Genomic DNA, 23,444 nt, shown 5'->3' on the forward strand with positions numbered 1-23,444 from the left:
CTCAGCGCCGACGCTGGCGGGGCGGGAACGGCGGCAGACCGCGCCAGTAGCGCATCATCAGCCAGCCGCCCAGCATGCCGCCGAGGTGGGCGAAGTGGGCCACGCCGTTGCTGCCCATCAGGCCGAACAGCAGCTCGATGCCGCCGAAAACCATCACGAAGATCTTGGCCTTCATCGGGATCGGCGGGAACAGCGGCATGATGGTGCGGTCGGGAAACATCATCCCGAAGGCCATCAGCAGGCCGAACAGCGCACCGGAGGCGCCCAGCGTCGGGCCGCCGCCGCTCGCCCCCAGGCTGACCACGATCAGCTGGATCACGCCGCCGGCCAGCGCGCTGGCGCCCAGGAACTGCAGATAGCGCTGACGGCCCCAGATCGACTCCAGCTCCGAGCCGAACATCCACAGGCCCAGCATGTTGAAGAACAGATGCCCCATGCTGCCGTGAAGGAAGGCATAGGTGATCAGCTGCCACGGCATGAAGGAGCCGCCGCCCAGGCCGCCGCCGAGCGGCCAGAGCGCGAACAGCGCCTCGACCCAGAAACCGAACAGCAGCTGCACGCAGAACAGCGCGGTGCAGATCAGCATCAGGGCCTTGGTGACGGGCGGGATCTGGGGCATGTCGGCGGAGGTTGCGGGGATCCGCGAGGGATCTGGTGCCGGAGGCCGGACTCGAACCGGCACGCCTGTGAGGGCGGTGGATTTTGAATCCACTGCGTCTACCGATTTCGCCACTCCGGCAGGAGAAAGAGGATGCGTCGGTCGCGCGGCGGCGATTATGGCATGGCCCCACGCCGCACCGACCTTGCTGCCACAATCGCCCCGATCAGCGACCCCGAGGACCCCAAGGAGAGAAGATGCCTGACTACAAGACCGTCGAGGATGTCATCGGCGCGACCCCGCTGGTGCGGCTGCAGCGCCTGGCCGGCGAGGAGGCCGCGCGACGCGGCAACGTGATCCTCGCCAAGCTCGAAGGCAACAACCCGGCCGGCTCGGTCAAGGACCGCCCGGCCATCAGCATGATCCGCCGCGCCGAGGAGCGCGGCGACATCCGCCCCGGCGACACGCTGATCGAGGCCACCAGCGGCAACACCGGCATCGCGCTGGCGATGGCCGCGGCCGTGCGCGGCTACCGGATGGTGCTGATCATGCCGGAGGACCTGTCGATCGAGCGCGCGCAGACGATGAAGGCCTTCGGCGCCGAACTGGTCCTGACCCCGAAGGCCGGCGGCATGGAATACGCCCGCGACCTGGCCGAGCAGATGCAGCGCGACGGCAAGGGCCGGGTGCTCGACCAGTTCGCCAACCTCGACAACCCGCGCATCCACTACGAGACCACCGGCCCGGAGATCTGGAACGACACGCAAGGCCGCGTCACCCACTTCGTCAGCGCGATGGGCACCACCGGCACCATCACCGGCACCTCGCAGTACCTGAAGGAGATGAGCCCGCAGGTGTGCATCGTCGGCGCACAGCCTTCGGAGGGCTCGCGCATTCCCGGCATCCGCAAGTGGCCCGAGGCCTACCTGCCGAAGATCTACGAGCCGCGGCGCGTCGACGAGATGATCCTCGTCAGCCAGGCCGACGCCGAGGACATGGCCCGGCGCCTGGCACGCGAGGAAGGCCTGTTCGCCGGCATCTCGGCCGCTGGCGCCTGCTGGGCGGCGCTGCAGGTCTCGGCCCGGGTCGAGAACGCCACCATCGTCTTCATCGTCTGCGACCGCGGCGACCGCTACCTCTCCACCGGCGTCTTCCCGGCCTGAACGCACCACAACACAGCACAAAACAAACCACTATGGTGCCTTGCGCACCATGAATGGAATGCTCGTGAACAGCGCTGCCCCACGACAAGGCAGCCACGCGCCAGCACGGGGTCGGCGCCACCGGCCCCAATCCGGAAAAAAATTCATCTCAGCCTCCCGGAACCCTCCCGTTTCCGAGGGGAACCGGTCGAAATCCCGACATGGGAGGCTCGTGATCTGAGCCATGCTTGGCATCGCAATTGCGATCCGTCAGGTTCCGATCGTGCGCACCACCGAAGTGCGCATGCCCTCCAGACCGCGGGTGAACCTCGAGATGAACGAACTGATCAACATGACCTGGGTGGCGATCTGCACCGCCCTGGTCTTCTTCATGCAGGCCGGCTTCGCGCTGGTCGAGGGCGGCCTGTCGCGGGCCAAGAACTCGATCAACGTGATCATGAAGATCTACCTCGGCACCTGCCTGGTCGGGGTGGGCTTCTGGGTGGCGGGCTACGGACTGGCCTTCGGCAGCAGCCAGGGCGGCCTGATCGGCACGAGCCTGTTCGCGCCCGAGGGCCTGAAGGCCTTCGACGCGGTCGGCCTGCTCTACCAGATGATGTTCGCGACCACCGCGGTCAGCATCGTCTCCGGCGCGGTGGCCGAGCGCATGCGCTACGGCGCCTACCTGGCCTTCGCGCTGCTGATGTCGCTGCTGATCTACCCGGCCTATGCGCACTGGACCTGGAACCCGTCGGGCTGGCTGAAGACGATGGGCTTCGTCGATCTGGCCGGCGGTGGCGCGGTGCACGCGATCGGCGCCTGGTGCTCGCTGGCGGGCCTGCTGGTGCTGGGGCCGCGCCTGGGCCGCTTCGGCCGCAACGGCGAGGTGCGCGACATTCCCGGCCACAACCTGCCGATGGTGGCGCTCGGCGGCTTCATCCTGTGGATGGGCTGGTTCGGCTTCAACGGCGGCTCGATCGGCGGACTGGAAAGCGGCCAGCTCGGCACGGTGCTGCTGTCGACCTACCTGGGCGGCTGCGCGGGCGGCATCGGCGCGCTGGCCTTCATGCGCCTGAGCGGCCGGCCGGTGCTGATGAGCGCCTCGGTCAACGGCAGCCTGTGCGGCCTGGCCTCGCTGACCGCCGGCGCCGCGACGATGAGCCCGGTCTTCGCGCTCCTGACCGGCCTGGTCGCCGGCGCGGCCTGCACCTGGGGCGCCGAGGCGCTGCGCCGGCTGCGCATCGACGATGCGGTCGACGCGATTGCGGTGCACGGCATCGGCGGCGTCTGGGGCCTGCTGGCCGCCGGCCTGTTCTACCAGGGCGATCTGTTCGACGGCGCCCGGGTGATGGTGCAGCTGCTGGGCGCGCTGGCCACCTTCGCCTGGGCCTTCCCGGTCGCCTGGCTGCTGTTCAAGATCATCGACCGCCTGATCGGCCTGCGCGCGCCGACGCTCAACGAGCAGCGCGGCCTCGACGCCACCGAGCACCACGAGATCGGCTACCCCGAGTTCCAGGATTCGCCGGGGCAGCTGCACAAGGAAACCTGATTCGATGGCCACTGAAGCCCTGTCCCTGCGCCGCCGCGCCGCCTGCGCGGCGCTGTCTCCCGTGCTCGACGAGGAGGCGCTGCTCGACGCGCTGCGTCTGCAGCACCAGTCGATGCGCGGCGACGCGGTCGCGGACATCATCCGCTACATCGATCAGGTGGCGCAGCGGCATCACATCGAGGCGCCGCTGCGCAAGAAGCTCTACGAGACCTTCTACAAGGCCCTGCGCCTGCCCGAGGACCAGCTGCCGATGGACCCGTGGCCGATGATGTATTCGCAGGCGCCCGCAGCACCGGCACCGGCTGCGCCCGCCCCCGCTGCGCAGGTCGCGGCGCCACCGGTGGCCGCGATCCATCCGGTGGCCGCGGCGATGCAGGCGGCCGGCATCGCACCGGGGCCGGCTCCGCTGCCGACACCGACCGCGCCGGCGCCCGCCACGGCCGCGGCACTGCCGCCCGAGCAGGCGGTCTGCGCCGACCTGATGCGCAGCGCGCTGGCCGAGGTGCAGCGCTTCCATCCCGGCGCACTGCAGGATCTGGGAGACAGCGCACTCGATCTGATCGACACGCTGAAGGTGCCGCTGTCGCTGCGGCGCACGCTGCGCGAGCTGTGGACACGGCCGCTGCAGGCGCACTGGGTGCTGGACCTGCCGGCGGCCGAGCTGTCGCAGGTGGTGCACCTGCTCTACATGGCGCTGTGCGAGGCACTCGGCCCGGTCGAGGCCGACCAGGTGCTGACCCGCGCGGTGCGCGCCACCGAGCAGGGCCCGCAGGCGCGGCAGTTCTCGCCGCGCCGGCTGCTCTGAGCCCGGGGCGGGATCAGACCGCGGCCGGCCCCATCCGGGCCAGCATGTCGGCGGCAGCCGCCTGATGCCGACCGCTGTCCTCGCGCAGCACCCCCTCGAGCAGCTCGCGCGCAGCCGCCTCGCGGCCGATCTCGAGACAGGTGCGGGCCATCTCGACGCGCAGGGCACCGCGCAGCTCCGGATCGATCGATCCGGCCAGCGGGGCCGCAGGCACAGGCGCCGACGACGAGGTCTCCTCGCCTTCAGCCGCCACCGGGCGGACCAGCTCGGTCACCAGCGGCGCGGCCTCGACGGTGCGGGCCATGTCGGCCGCGGCGGTCGACACGTCGAAGTTGCGCGGCGCCGAGGCGCGCAGGGTCTCGACCGGCGAAGCGGACGGCAGCGCCGCCTCCTGCAGGCCGGGGCGACGACGCCACAGGATCACGCCGCCGGCCAGAACGCCCGCGCCCAGCAGCCAGGGCAGCCAGCGCAGCGCCGAGGCCGGAGCCGCCGCCTCATCGCCCTCGCGGGCCGCAGGACGAGCGACATCGGCCGCCGGACGGGTGGCCGGGCTCGCGGGGGCGAGCGTCGCCGACGAGGCCGGCGCTTCGGCCGGGACTTCAGCGGCGGCGGACGCCGGCGCAGACGCGGGCATCGGCTCCGGGGCAGGCGCCTGGACGACCGGAGCGGCCGGCATCGAGGCTGGAGCGCTCGCCGGGGCGGGCGCAGGCGCGGAGGCGGCCACCGGCGGCGGCGTCACCACCGCAGCGACCGGCGCGCCTGCCGCCGGCAGCGCGGGCAGCGTCGCGCCCGACTTCAGCGCCGCCAGATGCGCCTCCACCAGCGCCATCGATGCCGCGCGATCCTCCGCCTTCAGCTCGCCCAGCGAGGGCAGCACCAGCGGCACGCCCTGGCGCAGCCGGTGGATGTTGCCCTTGACGAAGGCATCCGGATTGCGACGCAGCACGGCCACCATGACCTGCTGGCGCCCGACACCGGCCTGCCGGGCCACCTTGCCGGCGATGTCCCACAGATTGTCCTGCGCGACGGTCGTGCGGAAGGGCCGGGCCGTCTCGCCGACGATCGGCTCCGCCGCCGGCTGGGCCGACGCCACGGGCAGGAGCGCCAGCGGTGCGCAGGCCAGCGCGAGATGGAGCAGTCGGCGCTTCAGAGGAGGCAGCATGGGGTGTTCACACCATCAAGGTGTCCATCAGGTCGATCATGAACTCGGTGTCCTCCTGGTCCTGCTTCTCCCAGCCGCTCAGGCCCAGCGCCTCGAGCGTGCGACGCCCGTCGGAGGCCGGATCGTCCATCGACAGCAGCAGCTGCTGCAGAGGCTCGCGCAGATGCGCGGCGCGCGGGCCCACCAGCAGCACATGCCGCACCAGGCTGATCTCGCTGGTCATCAGCGGGCGCAGCTGGCGGCGGATCGGCGCGCTCAGGTCGTCGAAGGCCTCCTTCAGGAAGAAGCCGCAGTCGGCCTTGCCCTGAAGCAGGGTTCGCGCCAGGACCACGTAGGTCGACACCGAGGCGGTGGACACGTTGTCGCGGTTCAGGTCGGCCGACTCCAGCAGGATCATGCCGATCAGGTTGACATCCGGGTCGCGGGTCACCGCCAGGCGCAGGCCGGGCTGCAGATCCTCGACCGACTGCGCCGGCGAGTCGGCCGGCACCGCGATGACCACCTCGTCGGGGCAGTCGCGCGGCGCGGCGATGGCGACGAAGCCCTTCTCGCGCACCAGCATCGCCGCGTCATAGGGATTGGCGTAGATCAGGTCGACCTTGTCGGCGGCAATCGCCTGGCGCTGCGCGGCGAAGTCCTCGTACAGCTCCAGGTGGATGCGCTCGCCCAGCCGGCGCTGCAGCCAGGTGTTGAACACATACCAGCCGGCGATGTGCTCGGGCGAGAAGTCGGGGCTGACCGTCAGCTCCAGCGGCGTGGTCGCGGCGTTCTCGCTCACTTCAGTTCCTCCGCCCGCATCCGGGCATAGAGCGCGATGCACTCGTTGACCTTGCTGCGCGAAGGCTTGCGACGCACCGAGGTGTAGCCCACGACCCGGCCGTCGCGCACGTTCGGGATCGCGGTGGCGAACACCCAGTAGTGCGCGCCGTCCTTGCGCAGGTTCTTCACATAGCCCTGCCACTTCTCTCCGCGCTCGACGGTGTCCCACAGGTCCTTGAAGGCCGCCGCCGGCATGTCCGGATGGCGCAGGATGCAGTGGTTCTCGCCGATCAGCTCGTCGCGCTCATAGCCGGACATGTCGACGAAGGCCTGATTGGCGTGGGTGATCACGCCGGCGGTGTCGGTGCGCGAGACGATCAGCTTGCCGTCCGGATACGGCACCTCATGGTCCACGACCAGCACCCGGCGGGTGCGCCCGTCGTGGTAGCTCATCGTCAGCTCGCGCCGTTCCCCCGGCACCAGATCGGACTCGTTCATGTCGGTCATCATCGGATTCCCTCGATCACGAAGCGAACCGATCAGATGACCTTGCTGATGGCGTCGGCAGCACGCTTGACGTCGAGGAAGATCAGGCCCAGGCGGGAATTGGGCTTGCACAGCGCGGTCAGCACCGAGTCGGGACCGGCATGCGTCATCAGCACATAGCCCTTGGCGCCCTTGACCAGCACCTGCTCGAGCTCGCCGCGGGCCAGCTCGCGCGAGGTGCGGTCGCCCAGCGACAGCATCGCGGCGCTCATCGCGCCGACGCGGTCCTCGTCCATGCCGGCCGGCAGCATCGAGGCCATCATCAGGCCGTCGGTGGACAGCACGGCCGAGGCCTCGATGTCGGCGGTCGAGCCGTTCAGTTCGCTCAGGATCGAGTTCAGCAGGTCTTCACGCATGGGCGTTTCCTTCGGGAAAAGTGGTGGTTGGGTGGTCGAGGGGAGAGGGAGGCCATCCGGGCGTCCGGTGCGGCCCCCCCGCCACGCCGGATCACCCGCAGATCAGTCGATCAGTCGATCAATCGATCAGGCGATCATCGCGTTCAGATCGACGTGCGGCCGTAGCGCACGCCCAGCGCCCACACCAGCGTGGTGAACGCCTCCTGGTTGAAGCGCGGCATGCCGCTGACGATCAGGATGAAGTAGTCGTCGCCGAAGTACAGCGGCCAGAAACCGACCTCGCTGCAGCCGGCGGCATTCACCATGCCCCAGCCATCGCTGCGCAGGCGCATGTTGCCGTGCAGCAGCCGCGAGTGGCGCTCATGCACGCTGGCGATGTCGCCGCCCAGCGCGGCCAGTTCCTCCGAGGTCTCGTGCGCGAAGCCGGCGGTGCCCAGGTACAGGCCGCGCTTGTCGGCCAGGATGGCCTTGCCCTCGTCGGAGAGCTGGGTCAGCAGCGGCGGCAGCATCGCCTCGATCGAGTCGGGCGGCACCTCGACCTGCATCGGCAGACCCTGTACGAAGCCGGAGGACTGCAGCCGGTAGACGAACTCGAGCGCATCCTGCTGGTTCAGGCCCATCCAGTCCTGCACCAGATCGGCGCTCAGGCGCGGCGTCTCCGGCTCGCTGAGCAGGCGCTGCAGGAAGGTGCGCGCCGGCTCTCGGGTCGGCCGGCTCGCGGCGTAATAGGCGCCCGCCGGGGTCGGGTGCAGGTAGAACTCGCCGGTGAGCGTGTAGTGATCCATGGGCGCGGGCATCGGCAGACAAGCCGCCAGGAGAGTCGGTTCGGGAACTCGGCAGTCAGAGGGTCGGATCGATCTGCAGCAGCAGCGCCTCGATCAGCACCGAGACATCGCCGCGCTGGCGCGCATCGACCTCGAAGATCGGCGCAGTCACCTCGAGCTCGGCGAGCTGGCGGGCGTAGTCGTCGATCGTCGGGGTGGCGCGCGCATCCATCTGCGTCACGCCGATGACCAGGCGGGTGCTGTCGATGAATTCCTTGAAGGACTTGATGTAGAAGCGCATGTCCTCGAAGGGCGTCGGCCGGGTGTTGTCGAGCAGCAGCACCAGCCCGATCCCGCCCTTGGTGAGGATGTCCCACATGAAGTCGAAGCGCTCCTGGCCGGGCGTGCCGTACAGGTGGACCTTCTCCTTGGGGCCGAGGCGGATCATGCCGTAGTCCATCGCCACCGTCGTGTTGGACTTGCGCTTCTGCGTCATGTCCGAGGCATGCTCGTCGGTGCGGATCGGCTCGATGTCGCTGATCGAGGCGATCGCCGTGGTCTTGCCGGCACCGACGGGGCCGGTGAAGATGATCTTGTGGTCGGTATGGGCCATGAGAATGTGTCCGGGGCGTCCTGGGGTCGTCGTGGAGGAGGACGTCTTCGATTATTTGTGCAGCCAGCCGAACAGGCGGGTCAGCAGACCGCGGTTGTCCTTGGCCTTGCCGCGCTGCGACCTGCGGATCTGGCCGCCGTCGTCGGTGATCAGGTCCAGCGCGAGCGCCGCGTTGTAGAACGCGAACACATGGCGCTGGGCGATCTTCAGAGACTGGGCCGTCTCCAGCAGCGAGGCGCCGCGCGTGGCCCAGAGCGCGGCGATGCGCAGCGCGTGCGGGGTGCGGTGCAGCCGGGTCAGGTTCGGCCAGCTCTTCAGATAGACGGTCGCGGCCGGGTCGACGCCGACCGGCAGCCGGCCGGCCGAGGTCTCCAGCGCCGCCTGCCAGAGCACCTGGTCGAGCCGGCGCACCAGCGCGGTCCGGGTCAGCGTGTCCTGCAGATCGGCGAACTCCTGGCGGCTGAAGGCACGGGTCTTCGGGCGCTTGTCCACCGGCGCGCGCACCAGCTCGGCGAAGCGCTCGGCCGAGAACTCGCAGTAGATCAGGTTGGTGGTGCCGTCGACGGTGATGCGGCCGGCCGCGCTCTCCAGGTGCGCGGGCACCTGCCACTTGCCGCTGACCTGGAAGGCATCCTTCAGCACCCCGACCAGATGCTGGGCCGGGTCGAAGCGCAGCGAAGCGTCGGCCGCCAGCGCAGCGGCATCCATGTCGGCACGGGCGCCGCAGTAGCGCGCCTCGTCGACCAGCTCCTCCGGGCGGCAGCGACGCAGGCCCTGGGCATCGAAGGCGGCCGAGGCCAGCGCAGGCACCGCCTCGGCGGGCGCTGCGGTGCGGGGCGCCTCCTTGGGCAGGTCCTTGGGCGTGTCCTTCGGCAGATCCTTGCGGACCGGCGCGACCGCAGGAGCCCGGGAGGCCGCGGGCTGTGGCGCGACGGCAGGCCGCACTGCGGGCGCGGCCACGGCCGCCTCCAGCACCGGCTCGGCCACCGGCGCAGCCACCACCGGCGCCGGCGCAGGCGCCGCCACCGGCACGGGGGCCGGCGCCGGGGCGGATGCCGCTGGCCGCACCGGAGCCGGCGCAGGCGCGCTCGGCCTCGCGGACACCGGCGCCGGGGCAGGTGCGGTGTCGCGGCCGAACAGCCGGCGCAGCAGTCCCCCGAAGCCACCCGGACGAGCCGGCGCAGGTGCCGGTGCCGGTGCGGGCGCCACCACCGGTGCAGCGGCAACGGGCGCCGGTTCAGGCGCAGGCGGGCTGGCAGGTACGGGCGCCGCCACGGGCTCCGGCGCAGGCTCCGGGGCCGGCGTGACCTCCTGCCACTGCGACGCCGGTCCGGTGTCGACGACCGGCTGAGCCGCAGCCGGGACTGCAGCCGGCGCCTCGACCGCATCAGGCGCCGCCACCGGCGCCCCCAGGCGGCCGGCGCGCAGATCGGCTGCCGCCGCCAGCAGCGAGGCCGGCGTCACCGGCTTGTGCACCCACACGGCGCCCTCGACCTGCTGAGGCTGGGTCGACAGCGCGATGCCGGGCCGGCCACTGCGAGCCCGGAAGGCCTCCCAGTGCAGGCGAGACTCCAGCGTATCGAAGTCGAAGATGGCCACATCGGCCACTTCCTCGCCGCTCGGCGCAAAACTGCTGCGGCCGGAGCTCGAGAAGAAGAAATCCAGCACCGCCTGCGTGCGCGGCGGCAGGGACAGAAGGGCAACCTTCAATCGGGTTTGCAGCTTGGAGGCTTCCACTGACTACAGGCTCAAGGTCGTAGGGAATCGATCGTGGATCTGGAGTCGTCGCGCCAACGGCGTCTCAGACCCAGCCCGCAGGCACCGCACCGTGGCGCGCGACCAGCCGCTCGGCCATCGCGGCCTTCGCGGCGTCGTCGCGGCTGTGGCGATAGATCGCCAGCAGCTCGCGCAGGACCTCGTCGTCCTGCGGCGCGTCGAGAAGTGCTTCCTCAAGCATGCCACGGGCACCTTCCAGGTCGCCGTATTCGAGTAACGACATCGCCTGCTGGAACGGCGTCTCCCGCGCCACCTCGCGACGCTGCAGTTCCACCATCGCCGAGGCCCCGAGCACCGCGCTGTCGAACAGCGACCAGTCCTGCGCCGGCAGGCGGGTGCCGCGCGGCAGACCGCTGTCCAGATGCACCCGCAGCAGATGGGCATCCTGCGGATCGAGCCAGGGCTCGGCCTGGTCGAGCAGCTGGCGGCGCAGGCCACGCCCCCGGTCACCCAGCGCCAGGAAAAGATCGACCAGCGCGCCGAAGGCCCGCTCGGTCAGCGGCGGCTGACAGGCCAGCAGCACCCGGCGCACATGCGCCTCGACATCGAGCGCGTCGCGCGCCACCTGACCGGAGAGATGCCGCCATGCGGCCAGGGGATCGACCCCGGGCGGACAGTCGAGCCGGCCGGCCCGCACATAGGCGAACACCGGATCGATCGCCCCCTGGATCGATCCCTGGAAGATCTGCTCGACTGCGCTCATTGCCACCCGCTCGCCCGGCCCACGCACCGGATCATGTGTCCTTCGATCACCGCACCCTGGTGCATCTCGATCGCCCCGTAATGGACATCGCCGCGAATGCGCGCACCGGCGCGCAGCTCGACGAGACCGCTGGCATGCACCGGCCCGTCGATGTAGCCGTAGACCACCAGATGCGACACCCGCACCTCGCCGGCCACTCGCCCCTGGTCGCCGATCGTCAGCGTGCCCGCGTCGGTGCATGACACCGTGACGTCGCCGTCGACCTGTCCGTCGATGCGCAGCCCGCCGGAGAAGATCAGGTCGCCGCGGACCTGCGTGCCGACGCCGAGCAGACAGTCGATGCGCTCGAGCTTCGGGTCATCCGTCATCTGCCGGGTCGTGCGGAGGAAAGGCATGGCGTGCGGCCCTCGCGATCGATGGGAAGAGAGGTCGGGACGGTGGTGCATCGGCACATCATCCGTCATGGCGGCAACAGGGTCGAGTCAGCCGGCCGCCGGTGCAGCAGGCCCGCCCCCCTGCCCGAGGGAGCCCCGCAACGGCAAAGCCATGCATCCGCAGCACGGCATGAACCTGTGATAAATGCATCCAAACACCCCGCATATCTCCGATTTGAACACGACAGGCTCAGACAATGACCCAGGTCGATCTCATCGAAGGAAGCCAGGGTCGATTTTGCTCAAGAACGTCAGTTTTTGGTACCAAAATGATCCCGGATCAGGCGCCGCAGCCCATCGGCAGCCGGCCGGAGGCCGGTTAAGATCCGGCCTCCCTTGCGCAGCCCCTGGATCCACACCATGCCCCGCTGTGATCGCCCCACCGCCGCGATGCCCCAACGCCATCGCCCCCCCGGCCACCGTCGCCGCCTGCTGCTGGGCCTGCCGCTGCTGGCGCTGCTGGCGCAGGCCACGCCTCGAGCGCACGCGCAGCATCAGGTGCGCCGCGCCTTTCCCGCCGAGGCGCTGCGCGGCACGCTGCTGGTGCTCGATGCCCCGGAGGTGCGCCTGAACGGCGAGGCCGCCCGCCTGGCCCCGGGCGCACGCATCCGCGACGAGAACAACCTGCTGGCGATGAGCGCCGCGCTCACCGGCCGCCGGCTGACGGTGAACTACACCGTCGAAGCCCTGTTCGACGGCTCGGTGCTGCTGCGCGATGTCTGGATCCTGCGGGCCGACGAGATCGCGAACTTCTGGCCGCGCTCGCGCGAGGAAGCCGCGCGCTACCAGCTCGACCCGGCCGCCCAGGTCTGGAGCCGGCGCAGCGCCTGAGCCCGGCCTGCGGACGCGCGGCGCCCCACGGTCGCTCGTCCGACGACTTTTTCCACCGTCCTTGACCGGCCGCGCCTGGCGCCGCGTCGGTTGCCTTTGTTTCGATTTGCTTGCAATCATGAACAACGAACCCTCCGTTCCCACCGATGCGCCGGCGCAGAAGAAGGTCTACATCCGCACCTTCGGCTGCCAGATGAACGAATACGACTCGGACAAGATGTCCGACGTCATGAAGGCCGCCGAGGGCTACACGCCGACCGACGACCCGGAAGAGGCCGACCTGATCCTCTTCAACACCTGCTCGGTGCGCGAGAAGGCGCAGGAGAAGGTCTTCAGCGATCTCGGCCGCGTCAAGCACCTGAAGAAGAAGGGCGTGCTGATCGGCGTCGGCGGCTGCGTGGCCAGCCAGGAAGGCGCGGCGATCATCGAGCGCGCGCCCTATGTCGACGTGGTCTTCGGCCCGCAGACGCTGCACCGCCTGCCGCAGATGCTCGAGGCCCGCCAGCGCGCCGGCCGCCCGCAGGTCGACATCAGCTTTCCCGAGATCGAGAAGTTCGACCACCTGCCGCCGGCGCGGGTCGAGGGCTCGTCGGCCTTCGTCTCGATCATGGAAGGCTGCAGCAAGTACTGCTCCTACTGCGTCGTGCCCTACACCCGCGGCGAGGAGTTCAGCCGCCCGTTCGAGGAAGTGCTGACCGAGGTGGCGGGCCTGGCCGACCAGGGCGTCAAGGAGATCACGCTGCTGGGCCAGAACGTCAACGCCTACCGCGGCAAGATGGGCGAGACCAGCGAGATCGCCGACTTCGCGATGCTGATCGAGTACGTCGCCGAGATCCCCGGCGTCGAGCGCATCCGCTACACCACCAGCCACCCGAACGAGTTCACGCAGCGCCTGATCGACGTCTACGCACGCGTGCCGCAGCTGGTGAACCACCTGCACCTGCCGGTGCAGCACGGCGCCGACCGCATCCTGTCGGCGATGAAGCGCGGCTACACCACGCTCGAATACAAGAGCACGATCCGCAAGCTGCGTGCGGTGCGCCCGGACATCAGCCTGTCCACCGACTTCATCGTCGGCTTCCCCGGCGAGACGGCCGAGGACCACGCGCGCACGATGAAGCTGATCGAGGACATCGGCTTCGACGCCAGCTTCAGCTTCATCTACAGCGCCCGCCCCGGCACGCCGGCGGCTGCGCTGCCGGACGACACGCCGCAGGAGGTCAAGCTCGCGCGCCTGCAGGAGCTGCAGGCCGCCATCGAGGAGAACGTGCGCCGCATCAGCACCTCGCGCGTCGGCACCGTGCAGCGCATTCTGGTCGAGGGCCCGAGCCGCAAGGATCCGAGCGAGCTGATGGGCCGCACCGAGTGCAACCGCATCGTCAACTTCCCCGGCGGCCCGAACGCGGCGCGTCTGGTCGGCCAGATGATCGACGTGACCATCACCTCGGCGCTGCCGCACTCGCTGCGCGGCGAGGTGGTGGTGGTCTGATCAGCGCGGGCTGAGCGCGTCGTCCTCGGCCTCCTGCCAGCCGCGGTAGCGGGCAGCCAGCGCCATCGCGCGCTCGGCGTCGGCCGCGGTGACGGTGTCGGCATGGCGGTAGCCGCTGTCGAGCAGATGCTGCATGTGCCAGCGGTTGCCCAGCAGGCCGAAGACCAGATGGATCAGCAGCAGCACGCCCGAGAAGATCAGCGCGCCGACCAGTTCCAGAGGCACCAGCAGGCCCGCCAGCACCAGACTGGCCAGGCCGGCCAGGCCGACGCCCCACATCTTCAGCGCCAGCGCCCAGAAGCATCCCAGACCGAAGGCAGTCCACGACCAGCCGGGGCGAATGCTCTCCAGCGCACCGTCGGGATGCTTGAACACCTTGAACTGCCTCATTTCCAGCTCCTGAACTTGTTGTGGCCGCCATCCTATGCAGCCCGGCCGGGGAACCCCCTCGTTCAAATGGAGGGGTTCAAACGCCCAGCGAGCACTTGTTCACGGGGCAAGGTCAGGAAAATCCCTTGACCCCCTCATTCAGGGGGCCTCATCCGAAGCCCGCCATGAGGCGGTTCAGTCGGTCGGAAGCAACAGACTGCCCGGGGCATGCAGCCCGAGGTGGATCGCCGCCATGACCGCCTGAGTGCGGGTGTTGACCTCGAGCTTGCGGAAGATCGCCTGCACATGGGTCTTGACAGTGGCCTCCGACAAGTCGAGCTCGCGGCAGATGGCCTTGTTCGACTTGCCCTCGATCATGCGCTCGAGCACCTCGCGCTGCCGCGCCGACAGCGGCTCGCGATGCTCGGCGGCCACCGCCTCGGGCAGCAGCAGCAAGCGCCGCAGCAGCGCCAGCAGATCCTCCGAGCCGACCTCCTTCGGCAGGAAGGCGCTGGCCCCCAGCCGGCGCAGCTCCAGCGCCAGACCGGCCTCGGTCGCGCCGGACACCACCACGACCGCGGTGCCCGGGCACGCCCGGCGCAGGCGCTCGAGCGTCAGCACGCCGCGGCTGTCGCGCAGCATCAGGTCCAGCACGATCAGATCGATGTCGGGATGGCGCTCGCACTGGCGCAGGGCCAGGTGGAGCGAACCGGCCTCCAGCACCCTCAGCTCGGGCAGTCGCTGACGCAGCAGCAGCGCAAGGCTCTCGCGAAACAGCACATGGTCATCGACCAGCAGCACGGTTCTCATGATCAGACTCCCCCTGGGCGCAGCCCTGCGGCCCGCCGGCGGATTCCGGCTGGCCGGAACTGCTCATCACACCTTGATTGTGCAGACGCGCTGGATCAGGCCGGCTTGCGGGCCGTCAAGCCACGGCCTCAACCCTATGGCTGATCCCCGAGCCGCAGCGGCGCCGGAACATGCAAGATGGCGTCACCCCCGCCCTCCCCGGCCTGTCGCGCCATGCTCAGCCTGCGTCTGCCGTCCGTCCGCGCCCTGTCCGGCCTGTGGAGGCTTGTCCTGCCCGCACCTGGACCCATGCCGCCTGCGCTCCTGCTGCTGGTGGTGGTGCTGCTCGCCGGTCCTGCGCGATCCGCCCCGTTGGCGACGCCTTTGCCGCTGCAGCAGCAGCTTCAGGCCGAATTCCGCAAGGAAGGCGAGGCGCGCTGGCGCCCGGTCACCCTGCCGGACAGCTGGCGGCGACGCGATGAGCCGCCGCGCGGCACCGGGCTGTACAGGATCCGGCTGCCGGCATCCACGTCGGCCGGCGCCGACCTGGCGCTCTGGATCGAGCACATTCCCTCGCGTCACCGCATCCGGCTCAACGGCCATCTGCTGAGCGACCGCGCCGGACAGGAGCGGCATCTGCTGAGCATCGGCACCACCCTGGTGCGACTGCCGCCATCCGCGCGGCGGCAGGACGGCGTCGACCTGCTCGAGATCGAGGTGGCGGGCGATTTCCCGCGCGCCGGCCTGGGCGTGCTGCACATCGGGCCCGAGGACCTGCTGCTGCGCGGGCCGGTATGGTCCTGGCAGCAGCAGCGCCTGGCGGTGCAGCTGATCAATGCGGCGGCCAGCGGCATCGCGCTGTTCATGCTGCTGCTGTGGGCGGTACGTCGCAACGAGCGCGCCCTGGGCTGCTTCGGCCTGCTGGCCCTGCTGGCGACGCTGCGCAACCAGGCCTATTTCAGCATCGCCAGCCCGGTCCCCGGCCCGCTCAGCAGTCTGCTGTTCTATCTGCTCCAGCTGCTGACCGTGGTGCTGCTGGGGCATTTCGTGCGCGCCCATGTCCAGCAGGAAGCGCCGCGGCTGCGCTGGCTGCTGCAGGTCGGCGGCGGCGCGCTGGCGCTGGCGGGCACGATCGGCATCCTGGCCGGCCAGAGCGATGCGGTGCGGCAGCTGGCCTATCCGGTGCTGATCGTCATGGTGCTGTGGTCCCTGGCACTGATGGTTCGGCATGCGCCCGGCGCCAGCACGTTCCAGCGGGCGCTGATGCCGGCCGGCATGCTCGCGGTGCTGGTCGCCGGCGTGCACGACTACCTCCATCAGACCGGCCGCACCACGGTCAGCGATGCCTACTGGACCCCGTTCGCGGTGCCGCTGATCGTGGCCGTCTTCGCGGCTCAGCTGCTGTCCCGGCTGGCCGAGGGTCTGATGCGCGGCGACCGCGACCGCCTCGAGCTGGAGCGTCAGGTCGCGCTGCGCACCGCCGAGCTGAACCAGGCGGTGCAGGCCCGCAGCCGCTTCATCGCCTCGGCCAGCCATGACCTGCGCCAGCCGATGAGCGCACTGCGCATGCTGGCCGAGCTGCTGCACCAGACCCTGCGGGAGCAGCCGGTCGCGCCGGCCCGGACCGGCCAGCGCATCACCGAGCTGGCCGGACAGATCGATCGCACCAGCCAGACGATGGCCAGCCTGCTCGACGGCCTGCTCGACCTGTCGCGCATCGAGGGGTGCAGCCAGCAGCCACGGCCGGCTCCGGTGCCGCTGCAGCCGCTGCTGCGCACCGTGGCGGCGGACTGCGATGCGCTGGCGATGGCCCGCGGCCTGCGGCTGATCGTGCGGCCGACCCCAGCGGTGGTCATCGCCGACGCGCTGCTGCTCGAGCAGATCCTGCGCAACCTGGTCGGCAATGCGGTGCAGAACACCCTGAACGGCGGCGTGCTGGTGGGCGTGCGCCCGCATGGCCGCACGCAGGTGCGGCTGGTGGTGATCGACACCGGCCCCGGCCTCGACCCGGCCTGGCTCGACGACGCCCCCCCCCGGGCGGCGGCCTGGGCCTGGGCATCGTGCGCCGCTGCGCCCGGCTGATGCAGGCCCCGCTGAGCCTGCGCTCGACACCGGGCCGGGGCAGCAGCTTCAGCCTGGTGCTGCCCAGGCTGACGCCAGCCGCACTCAGTCGTGCGTCATCGTCCTGAAGCGCTCGGCCTCATGCCCGTCGACCAGTCCGAGCCGCACCGCGGCCAGCACCGCCTGCGTGCGATTGCAGACATCGAGCTTGCGGAAGATCGCCTGCAGATGCGTCTTGACCGTCGCCTCGGACAGATCGAGCTCGCGGCTGATCAGCTTGTTCGACTTGCCCTCGACCAGCAGGCCGAGCACCGCACGCTGACGCGGCGACAGCGGCTCGGGCTCGGCAGGCGCGGCCGACTGCAGCAGCCGGCGCACCGGCTCGACCAGCGCGTCGATGCCCAGCGACTTCGGCACGAAGCCGGCGGCGCCACGCTCGATCAGCTCGGCCGCCGGCATGTCGTCGACCGATCCCGACAGCACCAGCACCGGCAGCTGCGGACAGGACTGGCGCAGGCGCTCGAAGGTGGCCAGCCCGCGGCTGTCGCGCAGCTCCAGGTCGAGCAGCACCAGATCGACCGGCCGGTCCTGCGCCGCCAGCAGCCTCATGCCCAGGTGCAGGGAACCGGCCTCCAGCAGGCGAATCGGGCCGAGGCGCTGGCCCAGCAGCAGGCCCAGTCCCTCCCGGAACATCACATGGTCATCGATCAGCAGCACAGACTTCATGGTGCTTTCCTCCCCGCCGATGAATGTAGCGCCATGACCGACCATTCCACCGCCCTCTTCCGCTGCCCGCACGACCCGCTGACGGTGCTCGAGCGCGGCTGGCTGTCCGCCAACAACATCGTGCTGCACGGCCATCCCGGCGAGGGCGCGGTGCTGGTCGACACCGGTCACTGCAACCACGCCGGGCAGACCCTGGCCCTGCTGCACCACGCCCTGCAGGGCGAGCCGCTGCGGCGGGTGCTCAACACCCATCTGCACTCGGATCACTGCGGCGGAAATGCGACAGTCCAGGCCGCATTCAGTTCACAGATCCTGGTACCTGCCGGATCGCTTGCGGCAGTCATAGACTGGGACGAAGACAGGCTGGGCTACCGACCGACCGGCCAGCGCTGCCCGCGCTTCGTGGCGGCGGGTGCGCTGACCGCCGGCGAACGGCTGACGGTCGGCACGCGGCATTGGGAGGTGCTGGCCGCACCCGGACACGACCCGGACGCGCTGATGCTGTTCGAGGCGACCGACGGCGTGCTGATCTCGGCCGATGCGCTGTGGCAGAACGGATTCGGCGTGGTGTTTCCGGAGCTCGACGGCCTCGACGCCTTCGATCGGGTGGCCGAGACGCTGGCGCTGATCGGCCGCATCGCGCCGGCGCGGGTCATTCCCGGTCACGGCACGCCTTTCGACGATGTGCCGGCCGCATTGCAGCGCGCCGGCAGACGACTGTCCCGTTTTGTCGCGAATCCGGCACTGCATGCCCGTCATGCCGGCAAGGTTCTGCTGAAATATCACTTGATGGAAGAGCAGCAACAGGCTCTCGATGCGGCCCGTTCCTGGGCCGAGACCACACCGCTTTTCGAGTCGACCCGCAGCCGGGCAGGCTTCGACGGCCCCCCGGGCGAGTGGTTCCAGGAACTGCTGGCCGAACTGCTGGCCGTCGGCGCACTGCGCCTCGACGACCAGCAGCGGCTTCACGATGTCTAGGGAGTGCACTCATGGATCAGTTGCGCGCGATGCGCGTCTTCGCCCGCGTCATCGACGAGGGCAGCTTTGCCGGTGCCGCACGGGCGCTCGACCTGGCGCCAGCGGTCGTCACCCGGCTGGTGGCCGAGCTGGAGGACCATCTCGGCGCCCGACTCATCCAGCGCACCACCCGCAGCCTGGCCCTGACCGGCGTGGGCGAACGCTATCTGGAGCGGGTGCGCGCCATCCTCGCCGACGTGGACGAGGCCGAGTCGCTGGTGCAGGCCGCCAGCGAGGAGCCGCACGGCCATCTGCGGGTGATGGTGCCCTCGGCCTTCGCCAGCCATCAGCTCGCGCGCCATCTGCCGGCCTTCCATGCCGAGCATCCGCGCATCACGCTGTCGCTGACCTCGACGGTCGATCTCGCCAGCATCGACGAGCAGCATGACATCACCATCCTGGCGCTGCGCGATCCGCCCGAGGGCGATTTCGTCGCCCGCCAGTTCGCGCGCAGCGAGGTGATCCTGTGCGCCTCGCCGGCCTATCTGGCCCGCGCCGGCCGGCCGGTCGATCCGCTCGAACTCGAGCAGCACCAGATGCTGCTGCCGCCGACCTCGATGCTGCAGCGCGATGTCAGCTTTCACCATGACGGCGACAAGCGCTCGGTGCGGGTGCCCACGCCGCGCCGGCCGCTGCTGTCGACCGCGCACACCGACACGCTCTACGCGGCGGCGCTGGCCGGCCTGGGCATTGCCGGCCTGACCTCGCTGGTGGTGGAGGAGGCCCTGCGCCGAGGCGCGCTCGAGCGGGTGCTGCCGGGCTGGCATGCGCTGAGCCTGGGGCTGTGGATGACCATGCCCTCGCGCAAGCATGTGCCGGCGCGCATCCGCGCGTTCTGGAACTTCATGCTGCACACCTTCGGCGACGCCGACCGTGATCCGTGGCAGACCCATCCGCTGTGCAGCGGTGCGCCGACGCCGGTCTGACGCGGGCCTGATTCCGGCCTGATCCCGCCTGCCCTCAGGCCGGGGGCGCGCCGTCACCACTGCGCGACACGCCGGGCCCGAAGGCGCGCCACCACAGCGCCAGCGCCACCGCCAGCACCAGTGCCGCATGGCCGAGCATGCTGCCGTCGCGGCCCGCCAGCACCAGCGCGCCCGTCTGCGCCAGCAGCGCTGCGATCAGGGCCGGACGCAGCAGGGTCCGCCAGGACAGGCCGCCGAGCGCTCGGCGCCACAGCACGCGGCAGGCCGCGGTGGTCAGCAGCGTGGTCACCAGCGCCGGCAGCAGGAAATTGCACAGGTGCCAGAAAGCGTCGATCGGGCCCATCGTCGGGATCTCCCGGGAGGTTCATCAAGCGGAAACATGAGCCTCATCAAGATGAGGAGTCAGGCCGGGGATCTTACAATTGCGCGATGAGCGTCTTCGCCCTCAGCCTGAACCATCACACCGCGCCGGTCGACCTGCGCGGCCGGTTCGCGTTCACGCTGGAGCAGATCCCGGCGGCACTGCACGGCCTGCGCTCCGGCCTGTCGCGCGCCACCCCCGAGGCCGCGCTGCTGTCGACCTGCAACCGCACCGAGCTCTACATCGCCACCCCGACGCCGCAGAGCCGCACGCTGGTGCGCCCGACGCTGGAGTGGCTGGCCACGCACGGCGACGTCAGCGCCGACGAGCTGCTGCGCCACACCCATGTGATGGAGCGCCAGGAAGCCGCGCGCCACGCCTTCCGCGTCGCCTCCGGGCTGGACTCGATGGTGCTGGGCGAGGCGCAGATCCTCGGCCAGATGAAGCAGGCGGTGCGCGAGGCCGATGCCGCCGGCATGCTGGGCACGACGCTGCACCAGCTCTTCCAGCGCTCCTTCTCGGTCGCCAAGGAAGTGCGCACCGCCACCGAGATCGGCGCGCACTCGATCAGCATGGCCGCCGCCGCCGTGCGCCTGGCCGGCCAGCTCTTCGAGGACCTGAGCCGCATCCGCATCCTCTTCGTCGGCGCCGGCGAGATGATCGAGCTGGCCGCGACCCACTTCGCCGCGAAGGCGCCGCGCCACATCACCATCGCCAACCGCACGCTCGAGCGCGGCGAAAAGCTCGCCGCGCAGTTCGGCGCGGAGGTGATGCGGCTGGCCGACCTGCCCTCGCGCCTGCACGAGTTCGACGCGGTGGTGTCGTGCACCGCCAGCGCGCTGCCGCTGATCGGTCTCGGGGCGGTCGAGCGCGCGCTGAAGGCGCGCCGGCGCCGCCCGATCTTCATGGTCGACCTGGCCGTGCCGCGCGACATCGAGCCCGAGGTCGCGCAGCTCGAGGATGTCTATCTCTACACCGTCGACGACCTGTCGGCGGTGGTGCAGACCGCCGGCGAGAAGCGCCAGGCGGCCGTCGCACAGGCCGAGGCGATCATCGAGTCGGGCGTGCAGAACTTCGTGCACTGGCTCGACCAGCGCGCCACCGTGCCGCTGATCCGCTCGCTCAACGCGCAGGCCGAGCAGTGGCGCCAGCACGAGCTGGCCCGTGCGCGCAAGCTGCTGGCCCGCGGCGACTCGCCCGACGAGGCGCTGGAGGCGCTGGCGCGCGGCCTGACGCAGAAGATGCTGCACGGCGCGATGGCCGAACTCCACAACGCCGACCCGCAGCAGCGCGCGCAGATGATCGACGCGGTCACGCGGCTGTTCCTGCGCGGCGAGAACCCGACCCGATGACGCCTTTCCTGCGCCAGCAGCTCGACCGCCAGATCCTGCGCCTTGCCGAACTCGACGCCGCCCTGGCCGATCCGCAGGTCATGGCCGACATCGGCCGGCTGCGCACCCTCACCCGCGACCACGCGCGCGTCTCGGCGCTGGCCGGGCGCTGGACGCAGCTGCAGCAGCGCGAGCGCGACCTGCAGGACGCCCGCGTGATGCTGGACGACGCCGACCTGGCCGAGATGGCGCGCGAGGAGATCGCGGCCGCCGAGGCCGACATCGCCCGGCTCGGCGCCGAGCTGCAGACGGCCCTGCTGCCGCGCGACCCGGACGACGACCGCAACGCCTTTCTCGAGATCCGCGCCGGCACCGGCGGCGACGAGTCGGCGCTCTTCGCCGGCGACCTGCTGCGCATGTACCTGCGCCACGCCGAGCGCCAGGGCTGGCAGGCCGAGATCATGTCGGCGAACGAATCCGACCTCGGCGGCTACAAGGAAGTGGTCGTGCGGCTGGCCGGCGACACGGTCTATGAGGCGCTGAAGTTCGAGTCCGGCGGTCACCGCGTGCAGCGCGTGCCGGCCACCGAGACGCAGGGGCGCATCCACACCAGCGCCTGCACGGTGGCGGTGCTGCCCGAGCCGGACGAGGCCGAGGAGGTCACGCTCAACCCGGCCGAGCTGCGCATCGACACCTTCCGCGCCAGCGGCGCCGGCGGCCAGCACATCAACAAGACCGACTCGGCGGTGCGCGTCACCCACCTGCCGACCGGGCTGGTGGCCGAATGCCAGGACGACCGCAGCCAGCACCGCAACAAGGCCAAGGCGCTGGCGGTGCTGGCCGCGCGGCTGCGCGACAGGGAACGGCTGGAGCGCCAGGCCCGCGAGGCCGCGACCCGCAAGGGCCTGATCGGCTCGGGCGACCGCTCCGACCGCATCCGCACCTACAACTTCCCGCAGGGGCGCCTGACCGACCACCGCATCAACCTGACGCTCTACAAGCTGGGCAGCATCATGGAAGGCGACCTGGACGAGGTCATCGCCGCGCTGAAGGCCGCCCGCGCCGCCGAGCTGCTCGCCGAGATGGAGGCGCAGGCATGAGCACCGTCGCCGAGGCGCTGCGCCAGGCGCGGGCGCAGGGGCTGGACCGCGCGGACGCGATGGCGCTGCTCGGCGCGCTGCTGGCGCGCTCGCGCACCTGGCTGCTGACGCATGACGACGCGCCGCTCGACGACGCGCAGCAGGCGCGCTGGCAGGACTGGCTGGCCCGGCGTCAGGACGAGGTGCCTGTCGCCTATCTCACCGGCCAGCACGAGTTCCACGGCCTGATGCTGGCGGTCACGCCCGACGTGCTCGACCCGCGGCCCGACACCGAGACGCTGGTCGACTGGGCACTCGACGTGCTGGACGCGCTGCCGCCGGGCCGCGCGCTGGTCGATCTGGGCACCGGCAGCGGCGCCGTCGCGCTGGCGCTCAAGTCGCGGCGGCCGGATGCGCAGGTCAGCGCGGTCGACCTCAGCCCGGCGGCGCTGGCGGTCGCGCGCGGCAACGGCGAGCGGCTCGGGCTGGCGGTGAACTGGCATGAGGGCGCGTGGTTCGCGCCGCTGGCCGGGCGCCGCTTCGACCTGATCGTCAGCAACCCGCCCTACATCGCCGAGGGCGACGCGCACCTGCCGGCGCTGCGCCACGAGCCGCTCCTGGCGCTGACTTCCGGCGCCGACGGCCTGGACGCGATCCGCCAGATCGTCGCCGACGCGCCGGCGCATCTGGCGCCCGGCGGCTGGCTGCTGCTCGAGCACGGCCACGACCAGGCCGACGCGGTCGCGGCGCTGCTGCATGCGGCCGGCTGGCAGGCGGTGGCACACCGTCAGGACCTGGCCGGCCACCGCCGCTGCACCGGCGCGCGCCGACCGGACTGAGCGGCGCGGTCTCTTGCGGTCCGCAGGCCGGCGCTGCCGCTTTGCCTTATAAATCGGCCCTGATTCCCGATCCTCTTTCCCACTCCCCCCGAACCACGCCATGAGCACCCATCAGCAGATCGACGAACTCGTCAAGGGCAACCCGGTTGTCCTGTTCATGAAGGGCACCGCCCAGTTTCCGCAGTGCGGCTTCTCCGGCCGCGCGGTGCAGATCCTGAAGGCCTGCGGCGTCAGCCAGATCACGGCCGTCAACGTGCTCGAGGATCCGGCGATCCGCCAGGGCATCAAGGACTACTCGAGCTGGCCGACCATCCCGCAGCTCTACATCAACGGCGAATTCGTCGGCGGCTCGGACATCATGATGGAGATGTACCAGGCCGGCGAGCTGCAGCAGCTGCTGGCCCCGAAGGCCTGATGCC

26 protein-coding genes and 1 tRNA gene are annotated in these 23,444 nt (G+C 70.6%); 12 read left to right on the top strand and 15 right to left on the bottom strand.

The genetic code is table 11. From position 1 onward, the window contains the following. Position 1: 1 nt before the first annotated feature. Positions 2–619, bottom strand: coding sequence for a rhomboid family intramembrane serine protease (locus tag NFT33_RS15780; RefSeq protein WP_037479340.1), 618 nt, complete (start codon positions 617–619; stop codon positions 2–4). A gap of 33 nt (positions 620–652) precedes the next feature. Then, positions 653–739 (bottom strand) — tRNA-Leu (locus tag NFT33_RS15785). Between the two features lie 116 nt (positions 740–855). Here NFT33_RS15785 and cysM point away from each other — a divergent pair. From cysM to NFT33_RS15800, 3 genes are all read left to right on the top strand, one after another. Continuing rightward, entirely contained in the window at positions 856–1,761 is a 906-nt protein-coding gene (gene cysM, locus NFT33_RS15790; protein WP_251676773.1) for a cysteine synthase CysM, read from the top strand. Positions 1,762–2,023: 262 nt separating this feature from the next. Then, complete coding sequence (locus tag NFT33_RS15795) at positions 2,024–3,289, top strand: ammonium transporter (protein WP_251676775.1); 1,266 nt, start codon at positions 2,024–2,026, stop codon at positions 3,287–3,289. A 4-nt stretch (positions 3,290–3,293) separates the two neighbouring features. Then, on the top strand, positions 3,294–4,094 hold the full coding sequence (locus NFT33_RS15800; protein WP_251676777.1) for a hypothetical protein: 801 nt from the start codon (positions 3,294–3,296) through the stop codon (positions 4,092–4,094). Between the two features lie 13 nt (positions 4,095–4,107). Here NFT33_RS15800 and NFT33_RS15805 read toward each other — a convergent pair whose 3' ends face one another. The 9 genes from NFT33_RS15805 to NFT33_RS15845 form a co-directional block, all read right to left on the bottom strand. Then, positions 4,108–5,256 carry a FimV/HubP family polar landmark protein gene (locus NFT33_RS15805; RefSeq protein WP_251676779.1) on the bottom strand — a complete coding sequence of 383 codons (1,149 nt, stop codon included), beginning with the start codon at positions 5,254–5,256 and terminating at the stop codon, positions 4,108–4,110. Positions 5,257–5,263: 7 nt separating this feature from the next. Further along, positions 5,264–6,034, bottom strand: a complete 771-nt coding sequence (locus tag NFT33_RS15810; RefSeq protein WP_246607222.1) for a phosphate/phosphite/phosphonate ABC transporter substrate-binding protein — start codon at positions 6,032–6,034, stop codon at positions 5,264–5,266. After that, a complete protein-coding gene (locus tag NFT33_RS15815; RefSeq protein WP_219341004.1) occupies positions 6,031–6,522 on the bottom strand; it encodes a PAS domain-containing protein in 492 nt (163 codons plus the stop codon). The genes NFT33_RS15810 and NFT33_RS15815 overlap by 4 nt, the downstream gene beginning before the upstream one ends. Before the next feature lie 32 nt (positions 6,523–6,554). Next, positions 6,555–6,917, bottom strand: a complete 363-nt coding sequence (locus tag NFT33_RS15820) for a roadblock/LC7 domain-containing protein (protein ID WP_037479351.1) — start codon at positions 6,915–6,917, stop codon at positions 6,555–6,557. A gap of 143 nt (positions 6,918–7,060) precedes the next feature. Then, on the bottom strand, positions 7,061–7,702 hold the full coding sequence (locus NFT33_RS15825; protein WP_149502592.1) for a hypothetical protein: 642 nt from the start codon (positions 7,700–7,702) through the stop codon (positions 7,061–7,063). 55 nt (positions 7,703–7,757) lie between these two features. Further along, a complete protein-coding gene (locus NFT33_RS15830; protein WP_149502591.1) occupies positions 7,758–8,294 on the bottom strand; it encodes a GTP-binding protein in 537 nt (178 codons plus the stop codon). Positions 8,295–8,345: 51 nt separating this feature from the next. Further along, positions 8,346–10,004 (bottom strand): hypothetical protein, encoded by a 1,659-nt coding sequence (locus NFT33_RS15835; protein WP_251676862.1) that lies wholly within the window; start codon positions 10,002–10,004, stop codon positions 8,346–8,348. A 91-nt stretch (positions 10,005–10,095) separates the two neighbouring features. Beyond that, entirely contained in the window at positions 10,096–10,773 is a 678-nt protein-coding gene (locus tag NFT33_RS15840; protein WP_149502589.1) for a hypothetical protein, read from the bottom strand. Then, entirely contained in the window at positions 10,770–11,237 is a 468-nt protein-coding gene (locus tag NFT33_RS15845; RefSeq protein ID WP_251676781.1) for a bactofilin family protein, read from the bottom strand. The genes NFT33_RS15840 and NFT33_RS15845 overlap by 4 nt, the downstream gene beginning before the upstream one ends. Positions 11,238–11,597: 360 nt before the next feature. Here NFT33_RS15845 and NFT33_RS15850 point away from each other — a divergent pair, with 360 nt between their 5' ends. Both NFT33_RS15850 and miaB read left to right on the top strand, forming a co-directional pair. Continuing rightward, positions 11,598–12,038 (top strand): hypothetical protein, encoded by a 441-nt coding sequence (locus NFT33_RS15850; protein WP_251676783.1) that lies wholly within the window; start codon positions 11,598–11,600, stop codon positions 12,036–12,038. Positions 12,039–12,156: 118 nt separating this feature from the next. Continuing rightward, the gene (gene miaB, locus NFT33_RS15855; protein ID WP_251676785.1) at positions 12,157–13,527 is read left to right on the top strand and encodes a tRNA (N6-isopentenyl adenosine(37)-C2)-methylthiotransferase MiaB; all 1,371 of its coding nucleotides are present in this window, start codon (positions 12,157–12,159) and stop codon (positions 13,525–13,527) included. Here miaB and NFT33_RS15860 read toward each other — a convergent pair whose 3' ends face one another. Then, a complete protein-coding gene (locus NFT33_RS15860; protein WP_149502583.1) occupies positions 13,528–13,917 on the bottom strand; it encodes a DUF2628 domain-containing protein in 390 nt (129 codons plus the stop codon). It abuts the gene before it with no gap. A gap of 174 nt (positions 13,918–14,091) precedes the next feature. Continuing rightward, positions 14,092–14,706 carry a response regulator transcription factor gene (locus tag NFT33_RS15865; protein ID WP_220786046.1) on the bottom strand — a complete coding sequence of 205 codons (615 nt, stop codon included), beginning with the start codon at positions 14,704–14,706 and terminating at the stop codon, positions 14,092–14,094. Between the two features lie 288 nt (positions 14,707–14,994). On the opposite strand from NFT33_RS15865, the gene NFT33_RS15870 reads away from it, so the two are divergent. After that, the gene (locus NFT33_RS15870; RefSeq protein ID WP_251676787.1) at positions 14,995–16,767 is read left to right on the top strand and encodes a sensor histidine kinase; all 1,773 of its coding nucleotides are present in this window, start codon (positions 14,995–14,997) and stop codon (positions 16,765–16,767) included. Between the two features lie 84 nt (positions 16,768–16,851). Here NFT33_RS15870 and NFT33_RS15875 read toward each other — a convergent pair whose 3' ends face one another. Beyond that, positions 16,852–17,472 (bottom strand): response regulator transcription factor, encoded by a 621-nt coding sequence (locus tag NFT33_RS15875; protein ID WP_251676789.1) that lies wholly within the window; start codon positions 17,470–17,472, stop codon positions 16,852–16,854. Here NFT33_RS15875 and NFT33_RS15880 point away from each other — a divergent pair. Then, positions 17,443–18,450, top strand: a complete 1,008-nt coding sequence (locus NFT33_RS15880) for an MBL fold metallo-hydrolase (RefSeq protein ID WP_251676791.1) — start codon at positions 17,443–17,445, stop codon at positions 18,448–18,450. The genes NFT33_RS15875 and NFT33_RS15880 overlap by 30 nt on opposite strands. An 11-nt stretch (positions 18,451–18,461) precedes the next feature. After that, entirely contained in the window at positions 18,462–19,415 is a 954-nt protein-coding gene (locus NFT33_RS15885; protein WP_251676793.1) for a LysR family transcriptional regulator, read from the top strand. A gap of 34 nt (positions 19,416–19,449) precedes the next feature. Here NFT33_RS15885 and NFT33_RS15890 read toward each other — a convergent pair whose 3' ends face one another. After that, positions 19,450–19,758 (bottom strand): hypothetical protein, encoded by a 309-nt coding sequence (locus tag NFT33_RS15890; protein WP_251676795.1) that lies wholly within the window; start codon positions 19,756–19,758, stop codon positions 19,450–19,452. An 86-nt stretch (positions 19,759–19,844) separates the two neighbouring features. On the opposite strand from NFT33_RS15890, the gene hemA reads away from it, so the two are divergent. The 4 genes from hemA to grxD all read left to right on the top strand — a co-directional run bounded on the left by hemA (position 19,845) and on the right by grxD (position 23,440). Then, complete coding sequence (hemA, locus tag NFT33_RS15895) at positions 19,845–21,128, top strand: glutamyl-tRNA reductase (RefSeq protein ID WP_251676797.1); 1,284 nt, start codon at positions 19,845–19,847, stop codon at positions 21,126–21,128. Further along, positions 21,125–22,207 (top strand): peptide chain release factor 1, encoded by a 1,083-nt coding sequence (gene prfA, locus NFT33_RS15900; RefSeq protein WP_251676799.1) that lies wholly within the window; start codon positions 21,125–21,127, stop codon positions 22,205–22,207. Before hemA ends, prfA begins: the two co-directional genes overlap by 4 nt. Further along, the gene (gene prmC / locus NFT33_RS15905; RefSeq protein WP_251676800.1) at positions 22,204–23,025 is read left to right on the top strand and encodes a peptide chain release factor N(5)-glutamine methyltransferase; all 822 of its coding nucleotides are present in this window, start codon (positions 22,204–22,206) and stop codon (positions 23,023–23,025) included. The genes prfA and prmC overlap by 4 nt, the downstream gene beginning before the upstream one ends. Positions 23,026–23,125: 100 nt before the next feature. Continuing rightward, positions 23,126–23,440, top strand: coding sequence for a Grx4 family monothiol glutaredoxin (gene grxD, locus NFT33_RS15910; protein WP_251676802.1), 315 nt, complete (start codon positions 23,126–23,128; stop codon positions 23,438–23,440). The last annotated feature ends 4 nt before the right edge of the window (positions 23,441–23,444 follow it).

Origin of the sequence: Sphaerotilus sp. FB-3 (genome assembly GCF_023706025.1) — a bacterium.
Lineage (GTDB): Bacteria > Pseudomonadota > Gammaproteobacteria > Burkholderiales > Burkholderiaceae_C > Sphaerotilus > Sphaerotilus sulfidivorans.